17 protein-coding genes are annotated in these 17,558 nt (G+C 72.4%); 9 read left to right on the plus strand and 8 right to left on the minus strand.

Annotated elements, in window-relative coordinates; all coding sequences use genetic code 11:
• Positions 1-150 precede the first annotated feature (150 nt).
• Positions 151-1,134 (plus strand): D-cysteine desulfhydrase family protein, encoded by a 984-nt coding sequence (locus tag ACIRB1_RS01545; RefSeq protein WP_403464876.1) that lies wholly within the window; start codon positions 151-153, stop codon positions 1,132-1,134.
• 46 nt (positions 1,135-1,180) lie between these two features.
• On the opposite strand, the gene ACIRB1_RS01550 is transcribed toward ACIRB1_RS01545, so the two are convergent.
• The 3 genes from ACIRB1_RS01550 to ACIRB1_RS01560 all read right to left on the minus strand — a co-directional run bounded on the left by ACIRB1_RS01550 (position 1,181) and on the right by ACIRB1_RS01560 (position 3,475).
• Positions 1,181-1,540 (minus strand): cupin domain-containing protein, encoded by a 360-nt coding sequence (locus ACIRB1_RS01550; protein ID WP_352184658.1) that lies wholly within the window; start codon positions 1,538-1,540, stop codon positions 1,181-1,183.
• A gap of 229 nt (positions 1,541-1,769) precedes the next feature.
• Entirely contained in the window at positions 1,770-2,750 is a 981-nt protein-coding gene (locus ACIRB1_RS01555; RefSeq protein ID WP_403464154.1) for a pyridoxal-phosphate dependent enzyme, read from the minus strand.
• Positions 2,747-3,475, minus strand: a complete 729-nt coding sequence (locus ACIRB1_RS01560) for a transcriptional regulator (RefSeq protein ID WP_403464155.1) — start codon at positions 3,473-3,475, stop codon at positions 2,747-2,749. Before ACIRB1_RS01560 ends, ACIRB1_RS01555 begins: the two co-directional genes overlap by 4 nt.
• A gap of 97 nt (positions 3,476-3,572) precedes the next feature.
• Between ACIRB1_RS01560 and ACIRB1_RS01565 the strand changes: the two genes are divergently transcribed.
• Complete coding sequence (locus ACIRB1_RS01565; protein WP_403464157.1) at positions 3,573-5,555, plus strand: SMI1/KNR4 family protein; 1,983 nt, start codon at positions 3,573-3,575, stop codon at positions 5,553-5,555.
• Positions 5,556-5,639: 84 nt separating this feature from the next.
• Here ACIRB1_RS01565 and ACIRB1_RS01570 read toward each other — a convergent pair whose 3' ends face one another.
• Positions 5,640-6,605, minus strand: a complete 966-nt coding sequence (locus tag ACIRB1_RS01570) for a pirin family protein (protein ID WP_403464159.1) — start codon at positions 6,603-6,605, stop codon at positions 5,640-5,642.
• A 136-nt stretch (positions 6,606-6,741) separates the two neighbouring features.
• On the opposite strand from ACIRB1_RS01570, the gene ACIRB1_RS01575 reads away from it, so the two are divergent.
• The 3 genes from ACIRB1_RS01575 to ACIRB1_RS01585 all read left to right on the plus strand — a co-directional run bounded on the left by ACIRB1_RS01575 (position 6,742) and on the right by ACIRB1_RS01585 (position 8,083).
• Entirely contained in the window at positions 6,742-7,224 is a 483-nt protein-coding gene (locus tag ACIRB1_RS01575; protein ID WP_403464160.1) for a MarR family winged helix-turn-helix transcriptional regulator, read from the plus strand.
• Positions 7,221-7,667, plus strand: a complete 447-nt coding sequence (locus ACIRB1_RS01580; protein WP_403464161.1) for a MarR family winged helix-turn-helix transcriptional regulator — start codon at positions 7,221-7,223, stop codon at positions 7,665-7,667. The genes ACIRB1_RS01575 and ACIRB1_RS01580 overlap by 4 nt, the downstream gene beginning before the upstream one ends.
• 68 nt (positions 7,668-7,735) lie before the next feature.
• On the plus strand, positions 7,736-8,083 hold the full coding sequence (locus tag ACIRB1_RS01585) for a tetratricopeptide repeat protein (RefSeq protein ID WP_352181334.1): 348 nt from the start codon (positions 7,736-7,738) through the stop codon (positions 8,081-8,083).
• A gap of 66 nt (positions 8,084-8,149) precedes the next feature.
• On the opposite strand, the gene ACIRB1_RS01590 is transcribed toward ACIRB1_RS01585, so the two are convergent.
• Positions 8,150-9,541, minus strand: coding sequence for a PepSY-associated TM helix domain-containing protein (locus tag ACIRB1_RS01590; RefSeq protein WP_403464162.1), 1,392 nt, complete (start codon positions 9,539-9,541; stop codon positions 8,150-8,152).
• Between the two features lie 164 nt (positions 9,542-9,705).
• Between ACIRB1_RS01590 and ACIRB1_RS01595 the strand changes: the two genes are divergently transcribed.
• Positions 9,706-10,350, plus strand: a complete 645-nt coding sequence (locus ACIRB1_RS01595) for a peptide deformylase (protein ID WP_403464164.1) — start codon at positions 9,706-9,708, stop codon at positions 10,348-10,350.
• Positions 10,351-10,416: 66 nt separating this feature from the next.
• Here the strand turns inward: ACIRB1_RS01595 and ACIRB1_RS01600 are convergent, their stop codons facing one another.
• Complete coding sequence (locus tag ACIRB1_RS01600) at positions 10,417-11,847, minus strand: dihydrolipoyl dehydrogenase family protein (protein ID WP_403464165.1); 1,431 nt, start codon at positions 11,845-11,847, stop codon at positions 10,417-10,419.
• 122 nt (positions 11,848-11,969) lie between these two features.
• Here ACIRB1_RS01600 and trxA point away from each other — a divergent pair, with 122 nt between their 5' ends.
• A complete protein-coding gene (gene trxA / locus ACIRB1_RS01605) occupies positions 11,970-12,356 on the plus strand; it encodes a thioredoxin (RefSeq protein WP_352181330.1) in 387 nt (128 codons plus the stop codon).
• A gap of 39 nt (positions 12,357-12,395) precedes the next feature.
• Here trxA and ACIRB1_RS01610 read toward each other — a convergent pair whose 3' ends face one another.
• A complete protein-coding gene (locus tag ACIRB1_RS01610; protein ID WP_403464167.1) occupies positions 12,396-13,832 on the minus strand; it encodes a benzaldehyde dehydrogenase in 1,437 nt (478 codons plus the stop codon).
• Between the two features lie 347 nt (positions 13,833-14,179).
• Positions 14,180-15,226, minus strand: coding sequence for a LacI family DNA-binding transcriptional regulator (locus tag ACIRB1_RS01615; RefSeq protein WP_403464877.1), 1,047 nt, complete (start codon positions 15,224-15,226; stop codon positions 14,180-14,182).
• Between the two features lie 128 nt (positions 15,227-15,354).
• Here ACIRB1_RS01615 and ACIRB1_RS01620 point away from each other — a divergent pair, with 128 nt between their 5' ends.
• Together ACIRB1_RS01620 and ACIRB1_RS01625 are read left to right on the plus strand one after the other, a co-directional pair.
• Positions 15,355-16,029 carry a TetR/AcrR family transcriptional regulator gene (locus tag ACIRB1_RS01620; RefSeq protein WP_403464168.1) on the plus strand — a complete coding sequence of 225 codons (675 nt, stop codon included), beginning with the start codon at positions 15,355-15,357 and terminating at the stop codon, positions 16,027-16,029.
• Between the two features lie 46 nt (positions 16,030-16,075).
• Positions 16,076-17,233: an FAD-dependent oxidoreductase gene (locus ACIRB1_RS01625; RefSeq protein WP_403464169.1), complete on the plus strand. Its 1,158-nt coding sequence runs from the start codon at positions 16,076-16,078 to the stop codon at positions 17,231-17,233.
• Positions 17,234-17,558: the final 325 nt, after the last annotated feature.

The following is a 17,558-nucleotide window of genomic DNA, read 5'->3' on the forward strand; positions in this document are numbered from 1 at the left end:
ACTCCCGAGGTGAGGCAGAGGGGCGGGAAACCAATCGGTTTCCGCATGTCGACCACAGTAAACCGATCGGTTTCCATCGGCAAGTCCGGGACCGGCCCGGAAAGGCCGCCGTACGTCGAGCGGGACGCGGGCCGGCCACCGAAGCGCGCGATGATGTACCTCATGAGCGACCCGCACAGCGACCCGCACGTGGCACTGGCCACCTTCCCCACCCCCGTCGAACCGGCGCCCGCACTCGCCACCGCGATCGGGCTCGGCGCGGACGACCTGTGGATCAAGCGCGACGACCTGACCGGCCTCGGAGGCGGCGGCAACAAGATCCGCAAGCTGGAGTGGACCGTGGGCGCGGCACTCGCCGAGGGCGCGGACACCCTGGTCACCACCGGCGCCCCGCAGAGCAACCACGCCCGTCTGACGGCGGCGGCCGGAGCGCGGCTGGGCCTGGACGTGGTGCTGGTGCTGCGCGGCTCGCCGGGCGCGTCGCGCTCCGGGAACCTCGCCCTCGACGGCCTGTTCGGCGCGCGGATCGCCTGGGCGGGCGAGGTCGACCAGGCCGGGCTGGACCGGGCCGCGGGTGAGGTGTGCGAGGAGCTGCGGGCGGTGGGCGCGCGGCCCGCGCTCATCCCGTTCGGCGGTTCCAGCACGCTCGGCGCACGCGGCTACGTCCGCTGCGGCGAGGAGTTGCGACGGCAGCTCCCCGATCTCCGTACCGCCGTCGTCGCGCTCGGCTCGGGCGGCACGATGGCCGGGCTGGTGGCCTCGCTCGGGCCGGACGCGGTCCTCGGGGTCGACGTGGGCGCACTGCCCGAACCGGCCCTGGCGGTAAGGGAGTTCGCGGGCCTGCCCTCATCGGAGGTACTGCGGGTCCGGCGCGACCAGGTCGGCGAGGGCTACGGCACCCTCACCGCCGCCACCGCCGAGGCCCTCACCCTCGCCGCCCGCACCGCCGGGCTCGTCCTCGACCCGACGTACACGGGACGCGCGATGGCGGGCCTGATCGCGGCCGTCCGGGACGGCGACATCCGGCCCGGCGAACGGACCGTGTTCGTGCACACGGGCGGGCTGCCCGGGTTGTTCGGTCACGTGGACGCGGTCGCGTACGCCGAGGGGCAGGTCGTCCCGTACGAGGCATGACCGGGCGCCCGGCGGGTGCGGTGCCGCCGGGCGCGTACGGGTCGGATCACTGGGACTTCGCGTAGTCCGTGGCCATGGCACCGGCGAAGTCGTACACGATAACCTGCTCGTCGCCGACAACCCACGCGTCGTGTCCGGGCGGGCACACGAAGACGTCGCCGGGGCCGACCTCGCCCTCGCCGCCGTCGTCCATGCGGAGATGCATGCGCCCCTGGACCACGTAACCGTTGTGATGGATCTGGCAACTCTCGGTGCCGGCGATAGGAGCCACCGACTCGGACCAACGCCAGCCCGGTTCGAAGGTGCCCACGGCGAAGTCGAGCCCGCTGAGGTGGACCGCTTCGAGGTGGCCGCGGGGGAAGTCCCGTCGCTCGTCCGGCTTGTCGACCGTCTTCACTTCCAGCATGACGGCTGCCTCCGTTCCTGCCGCGCACAGCACGGCCGGGGCCGGTCTCCGTCTCCCGGCGACCACGGGCGGCACCGATGCTCCGGCGGGGGCCGTGCCCCACCACTCCATCGTCGTCCTGTCCACCCGGGAGCGCCATTCGGGGGAACCCGTCAGATACGCGCCGTCCCCGGCGTTCGCGCACCGGCAGCACGGCTGCGCGGGGACGCGCACACCCCCTCGGGCACGTTCAGGACGGGCCGCCCGCGCACAGCGCGGCGAACCGCCCGCTGTCGATGTTGCCGCCCGAGACGATCATCCCCACCCGGGGTGGGAGTTGGCCCGCTCGCCCGGCGAGGAGCGCGGCCAGTGGGGTGGCGCCGCTGGGTTCGATGACGATCTTCAGCCGCTCGAAGGCGAACCGCATCGCGTCCTTGATCTCCTCGTCGCTGACCAACGCGATGTCGTCGACCAGCCGTTGGTTGACGGAGAAGGTCAACTCCCCCGGGATGTCGGCCGCTTGTCCGTCGGCGATGGTGCGCGGCACCGGGATGGACACGCGGTGGCCGGCCTCCAGGGACCGCTTGGTGTCGTCCCCGGCCTCAGGTTCGACGCCGAGCACGCGGGTGCGCGGGTGCAGTCCCTTGACGGCGGTGGCCGTGCCGGCGATCAGTCCGCCGCCACCCACGGGCACCAGGATGGCGTCCAACTCCCCCACTTCCTCGACGAGTTCGAGCGCGGCCGTGCCCTGCCCCGCCATGACGTGCGGGTGTTCGTAGGGCGGGATGAGGGCGAGCCCCCGCTCGGCGGCCAGGGCCTCGCCGATGGCGACCCGGTCGCCGTTGTAGCGGTCGTAGGTGACGACCTCGGCGCCGTATCCCTCGGTGGCGGCCCGCTTCGAGGCCGGGACGTCCTCCGGCATGAGGATCACCGCGGTGGTGCCGAGTTCGCGGGCGGCGAGGGCGACGGCCTGGGCGTGGTTGCCGGACGAGTAGGCGGCGATGCCGCGCGCGAGCTGCCCGGGGGTGAGCCGGGAGGCCGCGTTGTAGGCGCCGCGGAACTTGAAGGCGCCGATCCGCTGGAAGTTCTCGCACTTCAACAGCACCTCGGCGCCGACGAGTCGGTCCAGGGTGCGCGAGCGCAGCACCGGGGTGCGGTGGGCGACGCCCTTGATCTGCGCGGCGGCGTCGCGGACGTCGTCGAGGGTGAGGGGCGGGGTGCCGGTCGTCACGCGTGTCCTCCAGTGGAAGCGGATTCAGAAGCAGCGTCGGCTGCGGGTCCGGGGGATGCGCCCGTCGCCGCGCGGGCCTGCGAGAGGTAGCTGTAGGCGGAGGCCCGGGAGATCCCGAGCCGGGCGGCGACCTGTTCGATCGCCCGGCGCACGGCGAAGACCCCGTGCTCGTCGAGGCCGCGGAACAGCTCCAGCCGCTGCGCGCGGTCGAGTTGGACCCAGGTCAGACTCCGGTGCAGCAGATGGGCGTCGACGATGGCCTCGACGACGGAGTCGATGTCGTTGCCGAAGGTGGTGGTGGCGGCGGACGTCTGGGCCGCGGCGCTCCCGGCGATCCCGGCCAACAGGGCCTGCGCCTGGTGTACGGCGGTCACGTCGACGTTGACGCAGAGCGCGCCGAACACCGCGCCCGTGGAGTCCCGTAGGACCATCGTGGACGACTTGAGCTGCCGGCCGTTCCTGGTGCGGGTGAGGTAGTTCAGCTCGTCGGCGGCCTCGTCGCCGCGCGCCAGCATCCGTAGCCCGATCTCGCTCATCGCCCCGCCCACGGACCGCCCGGTGAGGGCTCCGGCGACGGCGACGACGGAGTGCTCCGGGCGCCGGTAGTCGTGCAGCACCACCTCGCACACCGGGCCGAAGGTCGCCGCGATCCCGTCGGCCACCGGCGTCAACGCACCGATGATCGCGTCCCGTTCGGCGTCCAGGGCAGGACTGCCGTCCGCCATTCCGCACCCCCAGCTTCAGACTGTACGTCCAAACACTATACATTCAGTCCAATCCTGCTCACGGGCGTTGTCAGTGGTGGGTGGCAGCATCGGGCGTATGACGGATTCCACGGCATTCGACTGGCGGTCCTTCCTGCTCAAGTGGAGCGGGGAGTGGGCGGATTCCCTGCCGGAGAGCGAGACGCGGGACGCGGACGACGAGGCCGCGCGCCAGGCACGCTGGCTCGGGTTCCCGCCCGCCTCGGAGGAGCGGATAGCGGCCATGGAGGAGCGCCTCGGACGTCAACTCCCTCCGTCGTACCGGGAGTTCCTCAAGGTCAGCGACGGATGGCGGAACGCGGGCGGGTTCGTGTGGCTGCTGGCGGGCACCGGGGACGCGCGCTGGCACAACAACGAGTCGGGGCTCGCTGACATGTACGCCGAGCACCTCGACGAGGACTCCGGTCCCGAGGAGCGGCGTGAGGCGGACCTGTGGCGGCGCGGGCTCCAGCTCGACGTCGAGTCCGATGTCACCTACGTCCTCATGGACCCCGAGGACGTGGACGACGACGGCGAGTGGGCCGTGTACACCTGGTCGAGCTGGCGGGCCGAGCCGCCCGAGCGGCACGCGAACTTCCTCGCGTTCATGCGGGACATGCACCGGGAGTTCCACAGCCTGGGCGCCCGACAGGGCGACACGGGGCCGGTGTTCGCCAACGACACGACCCGCGAGCTGGACGCCCGGGTGGAGGAGGCCCGGCTCGCGGCGCTGGGCGGCGGCTGGGAGCAGGCGGAGAAGGCGCTGGACGAGGCCAAGGGATACAGCAGACCACGAGCGGCCGGGCTGGGTGACCAGATACGCCGGCTGCTCGGGAAGACGTACATGGTCTACTTCGAGGATCTCGTGACGGACCCGCGGTACACGCCCGAGCTGCTGCCCCCGCTGGTCGCCGAGCACGCGCGGCACACGAACTGGGACGACGCGACCCTGAGGTTCCAGCTACGCGGAGCCGACGACGAGTTGATGTCCTTGGCCTTCGAGACGCTGGACCAGGTGCGGAACGGCACGTACCGGTACACGCCGGCCGGACCGTTCGGTGAAGCGGTCGACCGGGCACGGGAGTTGGCGCGGTGGGGCGGCTCCGACGCGGCATGGCGGACGCTGATGGACGCGCTGCCCCTGTGGGAGCCACTCGGTCCGGACCACCTGGCACCGCTGGCGTGGGTGGCCGACCCCGTGCTGGGTCAACTGCTGACCCCGGAGCGGGGCCGCGAGCTGCTCTCCACACCGAGGGCCGGCCGGACAGGCACCCCGCCGAGTCCGGCGGCCAACCTCGACCCGGGCGGCCTGGCATGGCTCGCGGAACCGGACCGGGGCAACAACCGCACGTCGTACCGGTTCGTCCTGGTGGAGGGCGTGCACCCGGAGGAGCTCCCCGGCCGCCTCACGGACGCGGGCGGGGACGGGGGCGGGGGCATGAACGGGGACGCTGATGTCCACGGGGCCGACACCGTGCTGAACGCCCCCATGACCCTCTGGGACGCACGGCACACGTCAACGGCCGACCAACGGGAGTTCTCGTCCTACGACGACAGGGCTCTCGTGGCCGTCGGCAGGGCCGGCACCGACTGGAGTTTCGCCTTCGACGACCGTCCCGCCCCCTTCCACCGACCACGCTTCGTCTCCCCGGCCGCGGCGGCCGGCGTCGGCACCCGCGCGATGGTGGTGTGGAGCGGCCTGAGGCCGGGGCACCGGAAGCCGTTCTTCCACCTCTCGATGGCCGAGGACGGCGCAGAGCGGTACGCGTTCACGTACGAGGGCGGAGAGATCCGGCGGAGCGGGGAGATACCGGAGGCCCTGGAACCCACCCGGTTCTTTGGTGACCTGGCGGAAGGAGCCGCCGCCGAAGCGGAACGACCGCTGCTGGAGGCGGTCACCAGGGAGTTCGGCGCGTCCCTGCCACGTCATGCCCTCACGAGCGGACGGCTGCACACCTTCACGACCCGCTCCTGGACGCGCCCGCCGGGGCAAGGCGAAACGTATACGGTGGTCCGCCGGGACCCGCCCCCCGCACAATGGACGACCGGCGGACATCCATGAGCCAGCGGCCTGGAGAGCAGCCAGGGACCGCCCCGCCCGTCGCGGAACGCCCATGGCCGCACTCCGCGGCGGCGGGCACGGAGGTCAGCGCACGCGCCCCCGCGGCTTCAGTCCGACCGGCGGAAGTTCCGGTGCCGGGAGCGGATCGCCGTCGTAGCCCTTCACCTCGCCGAAGCGGGTGCCGGTCATCCAGTCGGTGCGGGCCTGTTGGATCTCCTCCTGGGTGCGTCCGATCCAGTTCCAGAACATGATGAGTTCCTCGTCGAACGGCTCGCCGCCCAGCAGCATCAGACCCGCGTCCGACGTGGCGCGCAGCGGGAGTTCGGTGCGGCCGCAGCCGAGGTAGAGCATCGAGCCGGGAAGGACGGGGACGCCGTCGACGTGGGCTTCGCCGGACATGGCGAGGACGGCGTACTCGAAGTCCGGTTCCAGCGGCAGGCGTACGTCCGCTCCGGCGGCGAGGGCCAGGTCGGCGCCGACGATCGGGGTGTACGTCGTGCCGGGCGAGACCGCGCCGTCGACGTCGCCGAGGACGATCGTGGCCCGCAGGCCCGGTGCGGTGACGACCGGCAGTTCGGCATGGTGCTCGAAGTGCGGGTCGACGTGCCGGTCGCTGTCGGGGAGGGCGACCCACAGCTGCGCGCCGTGCAGGAAGCGGGCGTGGGTCTTCGGGCTCTGCTCGGAGTGGCTGATCGCGCGGCCTGAGGTCATCAGGCCCAGTTCGCGGGGGCGGATCGTGGCGACGCTGCCGGTCGAGTCGTGGTGCAGCACCTCGCCCTCGTGCAGCCAGCTCACCGTCTGGAGGCCCATGTGGGGGTGCGGGGGCACCTGCATGCCGGGCTCGTCGGCGATGTCGTCGGGGCCGTAGTGATCGACGAAGCACCAGGCGCCGACCATCCGGCGGCCCAGGTTGGGCAGCAGGCGGCGGACTTCGGTGGACTCGCCGAGCTGTACCCGGCGCGGGCTGAGGAGTTCACGGACGGGCTCCGCCACCACGAAACCGCGGCCGCCGCACAGGGCCGGAACCGCTTCGCGATCAAGATTGCTCATGGCGACAACCTAGTCCCGCCGAGGCCGTTCCGTCAGTCCGTGAGTCCTTCGCCGGCTGCCGTGCGCCGTGCTCGCACACACCTTCGGCCGGTCAAAATAGTAGCCACGGATATAGTAGCCATGTACTGTATCGAGCATGAGTACGACATCCGAGGGCGCGACGCCCGGCTTCCTGGTCTGGCGCCTTTCGATGAAGTGGCGCGTGGCGGTCGACCGCGCGGTGGCACCCCTGGGACTGACCCATGCGCAGTACTCCCTGGTGGCGTCGCTGTACGGCATGCAGCGCTCCGGACTGCGCCCCAGCCAGCGGCACCTCGCCGACCACACCGGCCTCGAAGCGCTCTACGTCTCGAAGCTGGCCCGCGCCCTGGAGACGGCCGGCCTCGTCGAGCGCGCCCGGGACCCCCGCGATCCCCGCGCGATCCAACTGGCCCTCACCGAGCAGGGCCGCGAGGTGACCCGGCGGGCGATCAAGGTCGTCCACGGACTCCTGGAGCAGTTGCTCGAACCGCTCGGCGGGCTCGGCAGCACACGGGCCCGGGAGTTCAGCCGGGACCTGACGACCCTGCTCGACACACCTCTTGACCACACGAGTGAGCACGAGAAGGAGCAGCCATGACCACAACCACCACGACCCCCGCGGACGCCCGCGCACTCGGTCTGGCCCACTACGCCGCCCGCGCCGTCCTGGAGAGCGTCCTCGCCCGCCACGGCCTCGGCTTCCAGCAGCAGATCGTGCTGCGGCCGGCCGTTCTCGCGGCCGGGCCCGTCGACCGCGCCCGGCTCGCCGCGGACACCGTCGCGGCCCTGAAGGTTGACGAGGACTCCGTGCAGGGCACCATCGACGAACTGATCGCGGACGGGCTCGTCGCGGCCGACGCGTCCGACGTGCGGGTCACGGACGCGGGCCGGGCCCTGTACGAACGGGTCACCCGGGAGACCAGCGGGGCGAGCGCCAGGATCTGGGGCGACATCCCCGAGGCGGACCTCCTCGCGGCCGGCCGCGTGCTGACCCTGGTCACCGAGCGGGCGAACGCTGAACTGGCCGCCGCCGCGGGATGATCCGGCGGCCTCACAGGTAGTGGAATATTCAACCAACCCGGTCCGTTGTGCAGGTCGAAGGAGGTCAAGTGGACATGACGTACTACGACCACGGAACACCGGCGGAGCGTTGGGAGCGTGCGCAGATGTTCTTCGACGCGAAGGACTACGCCGCGGCGGCGCGGGTGCTGGACGGGCTGGTCGAGGAGGTGCCCGAGCAGACCGGGCCGCGCCTGCTGCTGGCGCGTTCCTACTACCACTCGGCCCAACTGCGGCGCGCCGAGGCCGAGTTGCGCGTCCTCGTCGAGCGTGACCCGGTGGAGCACTACGCCCGGCTGATGCTCGGCCGCACACTGGAGCGGCAGGGACGGCACGACGAGGCGGGTTCGCATCTGCGGATCGCCTCGGCGCTCGCGGGTGACTTCGAGCAGGTCTGAGGCACCGCGGCACACAGCGGCAGGGGCCCGGTTCCGGTCAGGAACCGGGCCCCTTCACGTGCCCCGCTACGTCGCGTACGTCCGGCTCCCCCGGCGGTGCGCGATCTCGCCCAGCACCACGTCCACGGCGATGAACACGGCCAGCGGAATCCCCAACAGCGGTACGAAATAGCCGAGTACGGCGATCGCCGCCAGGCACGGGACGAGCAGCAGCGGAGACATCCGGGCCCACGCGCCGCGCGGTACCGGGCGGCCGAAGGACGCACCCCGGCCGCGCTGCCACCACATGCGGTAGCCCCACACGATCAGCAGGATCAGGGAACCGGCGAGCAGCATCAGGGCCAGCTGGTTGACGAGGCCGAAGAGGACACCGGTGTGCAGGTCGATGCCCCAGCGGGTCAGTTTGGCGAGCAACGGGTAGTCGGCGAAGCGGAGTTCGTCGGTGACCTTGCCGGTGGCGGGGTCGACGGCGACCGCGTCCTGCTTCTCCGGCCAGCTGCGCTGCACCTGCCGGACCACGTACGCGGAGTTCGCGTCGGCGGGCGGGACGATCTCGACGGGGTTGCCGAGCCCCTCGGCGCGCGCGGCGGCGAGGATCTTGTCGAGTCCTACGCCGTGCTGGGCGTCACCGGTCGCGGTGGAACCGCCGTGGCCCGCGTGCTCGCCGCCCGCCGCCGCCGACACCGAGGGGGTGGACTGGCCCAGGGAGGTGCGGAGTTGGTCGATGTTGGCGCCCGCGTAGGTCGACCAGGTCAGTCCGGTCGCCGACAGGAAGATGAAGCCCACGGCGGCCCAGACGCCCACCGTGCCGTGCAGGCCGAGGGTGCGGCGGCGGCCGCTCGTGCCGCGCACCGTGCGCAGGGCGCGGCGCCGGGAGAACCACAGCACCAGCCCGCCGCCCGCGATGACCCACAGCCAGCTCGCGGCCAACTCGCTGTAGAGACGGCCGGTTTGGCCGAGGTGGAGATCGCGGTGGAGTTCGTCGATCCAGGTGCGCAGCGGGAGCGCTCCGGTCGAGCCGTACTGTTCGAGCGCGCCGCGGACCGTGCCGGTGTACGGGTCGACGAACACCGCGAGGGTGTGGTCCGCGGCTGTGCCCTTGACGCCGGAGAGCAGCACGCGGGTGGTGGCACCGGCCTCGGGGGACGGCCGCACCGCCGAGACCGTGCCCTCGGGGTGCGCCGTGCGGGCGGCGGTGACCTGCTGCGAGATCGGCAGCTCGCGGTCGCCGACGGGAACGGTCAACTCATGGGCGTACACGAGCCGTTCGGCCTGGAAGGCACCGGCGTACAGGAAGCCGGTGGCCGCGGCGACGAGCAGGAAGGGCGCGACCAGAACTCCGGCGTAGAAGTGCAGCCGCAGGACCAGGGGGCGCAGCGGGGCCCAGCGGCTGGGGGACGGTGCCGGGGTGGGCTCTTGCGGGGCCTCGGCCGTGGTGGTCGAGGGAGCGGTGGACATGGGCAGGTTTCTCCGGGGGCGAGGAGGAGGGGACGGGAATCGGGCGGGTGACGTGTGGTGGCCGTAGTGGTCCAGTAGTCGGGGCGTGACGGCCGCGAGTTCCCGTGACATCGCGTGGCGTGGGTCACATCAGGGTGGGTCGGCGGCCATGGCATCCTGGCGCGATGGCATTCCCCAGTGATCGCGCACCCCTGGCCGAACGGGTCGAGGAACTCCTCGCCGCCGGCGGCCCGTTGCCCATCGTCTCGGCCGGAGATCCGGTGCTCAGGAGCGTCACCGAGCCGTTCGACGGCCAGTTGGAGCCGGCGCTGCTGGCCCGGTTCGTCGAGGCGCTGCGCGTGACCATGCATGCCGCGCCGGGGGTGGGCGTTGCGGCCCCGCAGGTCGGGGTGGGGCTGCGGATCGCGGTGATCGAGGACCCGGCGCCGGTGCCGGACGAGGTGCGGGTGGCGCGCGGGCGGGTGCCGCAGCCGTTCCGGGTGCTGGTCAATCCGAGGTACGAGGCCGTCGGTGAGGAACGGGCGGCGTTCTTCGAGGGGTGCCTGAGCGTCCCGGGCTGGCAGGCGGTGGTCGCACGGCACGCGTCGGTGCGGCTGACCGGGCTCGACGAGCACGGGCGGACGGTGGACGAGGTGTTCACCGGGTGGCCCGCGCGGATCGTCCAGCACGAGACGGACCACCTCGACGGGATGCTCTACCTGGACCGGGCCGAGCTGCGGTCGCTGTCCTCGAACGAGGCGATGGCGGAGCGCTGGGCGCAGCCGACACCGGATGCGGCGTCGGCCGCGCTCGGCTTCGAGCTGCCGTAGACAATCGGTCGGCTGTCGAGCGGCCCGGGGATCGGGCGTGTTCCGTCCCCGGGCGGCCGGGTGGGTTCAGCCCCGGTAGGCCTCCAGCAGGCGCAGCCACACCTCGCTGATCGTCGGGTAGGACGGGACCGCGTGCCACAGGCGGTTGACCGGGACCTGGCCGGCGACGGCGATCGTGGCCGAGTGGATCAGTTCGCCCACGCCGGGGCCCACGAAGGTGACGCCTCGGAGGATCTCCTCGTCCAGGTCGACGATCATGCGGGCGCGGCCTCGGTAGCCGTCGGCGTAGAGCCCTGCGCCCGCCACCGAGGAGAACTCGACGTCGACGGCGCGGACACGGTGGCCGGCCGCTTCCGCCTCGGCGAGGGAGAGGCCTACGGACGAGGCCTCCGGGTCGGTGAAGACGACCTGGGGTACCGCGTCGTGGTCGGCGGTGGCCGCGTGGGCGCCCCACGGGTCGGTCTCCAGGAGCGGGACGCCCTCGGCGCGGGCGGCGATCGCGGCGCCCGCGATACGGGCCTGGTACTTGCCCTGGTGGGTGAGGAGGGCGCGGTGGTTGACGTCGCCGACCGCGTACAGCCAGTCGCTGTCCTGGACGCGCAGGGTGTCGTCCACCGTGAGCCAGGAGCCCGGTGCCAGGCCGATCGTGTCGAGGCCGATGTCGTCGGTCTGCGGGGCGCGTCCGGTGGCGAAGAGGATCTCGTCGGCCTCGATGCGGTCGCCGCTGTCGGTGACGGCGACGACGGTGCCGTTCTCGCGGGTCACCGCGGTGACGGACGTGCCCGTGCGCAGGTCGACGCCGGCCTCGGTGAGCGCGTCGGCGACCAGTTCGCCGGCGAAGGGCTCCATGCGGGGCAGCAGGCCCTTGCCGCGGACGAGGAGGGTGACCTGGGAGCCCAGTGCCTGCCAGGCGGTGGCCATCTCCACGGCGACGACTCCGCCGCCGACCACGATCAGCCGGCCGGGCGCCGCCTTGGCGCTGGTGGCCTCGCGGCTGGTCCACGGCTTGACGTCGGCGAGTGCGGGCAGGTCGGGGAGGAGGGCGCGGGTGCCGGTGCAGACCGCGACGGCGTGCCGTGCGGTGAGGATGTGCCGTACGCCGTCGGGGCCCGTGACCGTGACCCTGCGGGGGCCGTCGAGGCGGCCGTGGCCGCGGTAGAGGTCGGCGCCGATGCCGTCGAGCCACTGGACCTGGCCGTCGTCCTTCCAGCCCGAGGTCTCGTAGTCGCGGTGGGCGAGGACCGCGGCGGTGTCGAGGGGTCCTTGGACGAGGTGGCCGAGGCCGGGTACGCGGCGGGCGTCGGCGCGGGCGATGACCGAGCGCAGCAGGGCCTTGCTGGGCATGCACGCCCAGTAGGAGCACTCGCCGCCGACCAGTTCGCTCTCCACGACCGCGGTGGAGAGGCCTGCCGCACGGGTGCGGTCGGCGACGTTCTCCCCCACGGGCCCGGCCCCGAGCACCACGACGTCGTACGCGATGGTTTCCGTTTCCGTCATGGGGTCAGTCTGCTGGGTGGTGTGCGCTGAGGCCACACGGGTAGGGGCGCGGAATACGGGACCGGACGACCGTGTTGTCCGGGACGGCTTCGCCCCCACATCGAGGAAGAGGGATTTACGTCATGAGCAGCACCGTGGAGCTCACCAAGGACAACTTCGATCAGACGGTCACGGACAACGACTTCGTCCTGATCGACTTCTGGGCGTCCTGGTGCGGGCCGTGCCGTCAGTTCGCCCCGGTCTACGAGAAGGCGGCCGAGGAGAACCCGGACCTCGTCTTCGGCAAGATCGACACGGAGGCCCAGCCCGAGCTGGCGCAGGCCTTCGGCATCCAGTCGATCCCGACCCTGATGATCGTCCGTGACCGCGTGGCCGTGTTCGCCCAGCCCGGCGCCCTGCCGGAGGCGGCCCTGACCGACGTCATCGGCCAGGCCCGCAAGCTCGACATGGACGAGGTGCACAAGTCGGTCGCCGAGCAGCAGGCGCAGGCCGAGCAGAACGGGCAGTAAGCCCCCGGGGATCTTCCCCTGGGTCTCAAACCCTCGTTCTCAGAACGGGTACGACGCCACGTCCCCGCGCACCGTCGTCCAGCGCACGTCGGTGAAGGCCTCCAGGTTGGCCTCACCGCCGAAGCGGGCGCCGGTGCCGGACGCGGCGACCCCGCCGAAGGGTGCCACGGCCTCGTCGTTCACGGTCTGGTCGTTGATGTGGACGATCCCGGTGGGGATGCGTTCCGCCAGGTCCAGGCCGCGGGCGCTGTCGCGCGTGACAATGCCGAGCGACAGTCCGTACGGTCCCGCCGCGGCCAGCGCCGCCGCCTCGTCGGCGGTCGCGAAGGACCGTACCGGCGCCACCGGGCCGAAGACCTCCTCCGTGTAGACGGGGGTGTCGTCGTCCACGCCCGCGAGGACGGTCGGCCGGTAGAAGAGGTCTTCGTGGGTACCACCGGCCGCGAGCCTGGCTCCCCCTGCCGTGCTGGCCTCGACGAGGCCGTGGATCTTGGTCAGCTGGGCGTCGTCGATGATCGGGCCGAGGTGGACCTGCGATCGGTGCGGGTCGCCGACGGCCAGGGAGTCGGCCTTGGCGGCGAGGCGTTCGACGTACTCCTCGTACAGGGACTCGTGGACGAGATGGCGGCCGGTCGTCATGCAGATCTGGCCCTGATGGAAGAACGAACCCCAGGCGGCCGTCGAGATCACCGCGTCCAGGTCCGCGTCCGCCAGCACGATCAGGGCCGAGTTCCCGCCCAACTCCAGGTGTGCGCGCTTGAGATGACGCCCCGCCGCCTCACCGACCGCGCGCCCGGCGGCAGTTGAGCCGGTGAAGGAGATCACGGGGACCTGCGGGTCGGCGACGAGGGCCGCGCCCACCTCAGCGCCACCGGGCAGGACCTGGAACAACTCCTCGGGCAGGCCCGCCTCCGCGAAGACCGCCGCGAGCGACAGTCCTCCGCAGACCGCCGTGCGCGGGTCCGGCTTGAGGACGACCCCGTTGCCGAGCGCGAGCGCCGGGGCGACCGAGCGGATGGAGAGGATCAGCGGGGCGTTGAAGGGCGCGATCACGCCGACGACCCCGACCGGGATGCGCCGGGTGTACGACAGCCGGGGCGCCTCCGTGGGCAGGACCTGGCCGGCGGGGCGGGAGGCCAGGGCGGCGGCCTCGTAGCACTCCTGCGCCGCCACGTGCAGTTCGAAGTCCGCCTTGCCGGGGATCGAGCCGGACTCCCGCACGATCCACTCGCGCAGTTCCTCGGCGTGCGCGGCGAAGAGGTCACCGGCCCTGCGCAGCACCCCGGCCCGGACGAAGTGCGGGACGCGCGCCCACTCGGCCTGGGCGGTGCGGGACGCCGCCACGGCGGGGCGTATGTCCTCGGCGGCGGCGAGCGTGACGGTACCGAGCGTGTCGCCGGTGGCGGGCTCGGTGACCGGGTACTCGGGGCCCGACAAGGGGCGGGACTGCCAGGTCTTGGGGTCGAGCAGCGTCATGGCGGTTCTCCGATCCGTCACTGGCGGGACCCACCCGGGCAGTGCAAGTCCCGTGTCCACGCGGCCAGTTGGGCGACCGCGCCCAGGGATACGCTGCTCCGGCACGGCAGCGAGAGCCGCGTCCGGTGCCGCACGCATCCCCGTCTGGTTGAGCGTGCAACATCCTAGTCGGGTACGGCCGATTCGCTCCGGGCGCGGTCGTCGCGGTCGGGGTGGGCGCGGCCGGGGTGGGCACGGCCGAGGTGGGCACGGCCGAGGTGGGCACGGCCACCGAACCCGGGACGGGCACAGCCGCCGGACCCCGGACGCGCGTGGCCCCACGACCCGGGACCGCTCACCGGCCCCGGTCAGCTGGACTCGCGGTGCACCACCGACGCGCCGAGCAGCTCATGCGTGCCCGGTGTCCCGCCCGGGTCGCGCACCGCGTTGTCGACGAGCTCGGCGAGGTCGCGGCCGGAGGGGAGCTGGAGGCGGACGGTGCTCAGGCGGGGGCGCAGCAGGCGGCCGATCATGAGGTCGTCGGCGCCGATCACTGCCGTCTCGTCGGGGATGCGGACGCCCTCGTCCTGGAGGGCGCGCATCAGGAGCATTCCGTACTCGTCGTTGTACGTGAACACCGCGTCGAGGCCGAGGTCGCGCCAGCGCAGGGCGATCCGGGCGGCGCTCTCCTCCTTGTAGGCGAGCGGGAGTTCGGTGGTCGTCGCGTCCGTGCCGAGCAGCGCGCGCCGCACCCCTTCGAGGCGCGGGCGGGAGAACACCTCCAGGCCGGGTTCCTCCGGGACGACCACGCCGATCCGGCGCCGGCCGCGGCCGTACAGGTGCACGCCCGCCTGGTGGCCGACGGCCTCGTGGTCGAGGAGGAGGGCATGGGCGCCCTCGACCTTCTCGGGGCCGAGGGTGAGGACGGCCCGCGCGCCGGCGCGCTTGAGGACGGCGACGCTCTCCGGGCCGAGACCGGCGCCGGGCACCAGGACGGCCACCGGGCGGAGTTCGGCCCAGGCGCGGGCGGCCTGGTCACCGTGCAGTCCGACCGAGCCGTGCTGGACGACCGTGTAGTCGAGGCGGCCGAGCGCCCACTGGAGTTCGCTGATGAACTGGCTGTAGAGCACACCCACCGGGACGGTCGGCGCCGGCATCAGCACCATGCGGCTGTGTCCCGCGCGCAGACTGCGGGCCGCCGCGTGCGGGACGTAGCCGAGTTCCTTGGCGGCCTCGCGGACACGGTGGCGGGTGGGTTCGCTGATCCGTACGGCGCTGGTGTTGTTGAGGACGTAGGAGACGGTCGCGCGTGAGACGCCGGCCAGGCGGGCCACATCGGCACTCGTGGGCACGGAGCGCGGTGCGGGCGACGGGGCTGCGGGCGTTTTCGGTATCTGCACCATGACGTACGGCATCTTGGCAGAAGTCGGGGCCCGGGAGTGCGGCGGGGGAACGGTCGTCACGAGGACAACATGGTCCGCGTTTTTACGAACATGTTCGTCACGAACTTGTTCGGAGCGAACATGTTCGTTACAGTCGAGGCATGACAGCTCGACCCGACACCCCGCGCAGCCGCCGTGAACGGCCGGCGAAACCCGCCCTGAGCAGGGAGGCCATCGTCACCGCCGCGGTGGCGGTGCTCCGCGCCGACGGTCTCCGGAAGGTGACCATGCGGCGCCTGGCCCAGGAGCTCGACACCGGTCCGGCCTCGTTGTACGTGTACGTCCGCAACACGGCGGAGCTGCACGCGGCGGTGCTGGACGAACTGCTCGGCACGATCGGGCCCGTCCCGGCGGAGGGTTCCTGGCGGGAGCGGCTGGAGCAGGTGCTCCTGGCGTACACCGGGATGCTGTTCGAGCACCCGAGCCTCGCCCGTTCGGCACTGACCTCCTGGCCCAGCGGCCCGCACTACCTGAACCTGATCGAGACCCTGCTGGCCCTGCTCGACGAGGGAGGCGTCCCGCCCGCGCAGGCCGCGTGGGGCGTGGACCTGCTGCTCCAGCAGGCCACGGCGACGGCCGCCGAGCACGCGGGCGAGGAACCGGCCCAGGACGACTGGGACGCCCTGACCGGCGCCCTGAACCGGGTGTCCGACCGGACCCACCCGCACATCGCCGCACTCGCCGGCGACCTGCTGTCCGGGGCGCACGAGGCCCGCCTCTCCTGGCGTATCCAGGCACTGATCACCGGCATCGAGCGGACCGCCGTACCGGACTGACATCCATCCTTCCCCTCAAGTCACGCCCCTCTCAAGGAGGTTCACCATGACTACCCCCCACCACCCCATCGCGATCGTCGGCGGCGGACTCGGCGGGCTCACGCTCGCCCGGGTCCTGCACGTCAACGGCATCGAGTCCGCCGTCTTCGAACGGGACGACTCCCCCGCCGTGCGCACCCAGGGCGGCATGCTCGACATCCACGAGGACTCGGGCCAGCTCGCGCTGCACGCCGCGGAACTGTACGAGGAGTTCCGCGCGCTGGTGCACCCGGGCGGCGAGGCCACGCGCGTCCTCGACCGGGCGGCCACGGTTCTGCTGGACAACCCCGACGACGGCACCGGCGGGCGCCCCGAGGTCGACCGCGGTCAGCTACGCGATCTGCTGCTCGGCGCGCTGCCCGAGAACACGGTCCGCTGGGGCGCGAAGGTCACCGGCGTCCGCCCGCTCGACGGCGGCCGGCACGAGGTGACGCTCTCCGACGGCGCCTCGTTCACGACCGGTCTGCTGATCGGCGCGGACGGCGCCTGGTCCAGGGTGCGGCCCCTGCTCTCGGACGCGAAGCCCGCGTACGTCGGCATCTCGTTCGTCGAGGTGGACCTGGCGGACGCCGACGTACGGCATCCCGTGAGCGCCGAGGTCGTCGGCGGCGGCATGATGATGGCCCTCGGCGCGGGCAAGGGCTTCCTCGCCCACCGGGAGACCGACGGGAGCCTGCACATCTACGTGGCGCTCGGCGTCCCCGAGGACGCGTTCGCCGGCGTCGACTTCACGGACACCGAGGCGGCCAAGGCGTACACCCTCGGGCACTTCTCCGACTGGGACAAGAGCCTGCGGGCGCTGCTCGCCGACGCCGAGGGCCCGCTGACCCCGCGCCAGATCCACGCCCTCCCGATCGGACACCGCTGGGAGCGACTGCCCGGCGTCACCCTGCTCGGCGACGCGGCCCATCTGATGTCACCGTTCGCGGGCGACGGCGCCAACCTCGCCATGCTCGACGGCGCCGAACTGGGCCAGTCCCTCGCCGCCCACCCCGACGACACCGAGGCAGCGCTGACCGCCTACGAGGCGAAGCTGTTCCCGCGCAGCGAGCAGTCGGCAGCGGGCTCCGCGGCGAACGGCACCCTGATGTTCCGCGAGGACGCCCCGCAGGGCATGCTCGACTTCTTCGCGAGCGTTGGCGCTGAGCGGGGTGTGACGGGTTGAGTCGGGCGGGGCGGTCGGGATTGCCGGGTTGTGCGCGGCGCGGCGGTTGAGCCGAGCGCAATACAACTGGGCGACTCAGCAGGGTGGTTGACCCGAGCGCAGCCCGACTAAGGCACTCAGCCGGGTGACGAGCCGAGCACCGCCCAACCGGCCAACTCAGCCAGGTGATTGGGCCGAGAGCACGGCGATTGAGCTGGGCGCGGCAGCCGACCCGGACACGGCCGTTGAGCCGGACGCACCCCAACAGGCGCACCCACACAGGCGGTTGAGCCGGAGGTGTCTCGATTGAGCCAATCCCGCCGGCCCATCCGGGCAGGTCCTCTTG

It is taken from the genome of Streptomyces sp. NPDC096013, from assembly GCF_044763565.1.
GTDB lineage: Bacteria > Actinomycetota > Actinomycetes > Streptomycetales > Streptomycetaceae > Streptomyces.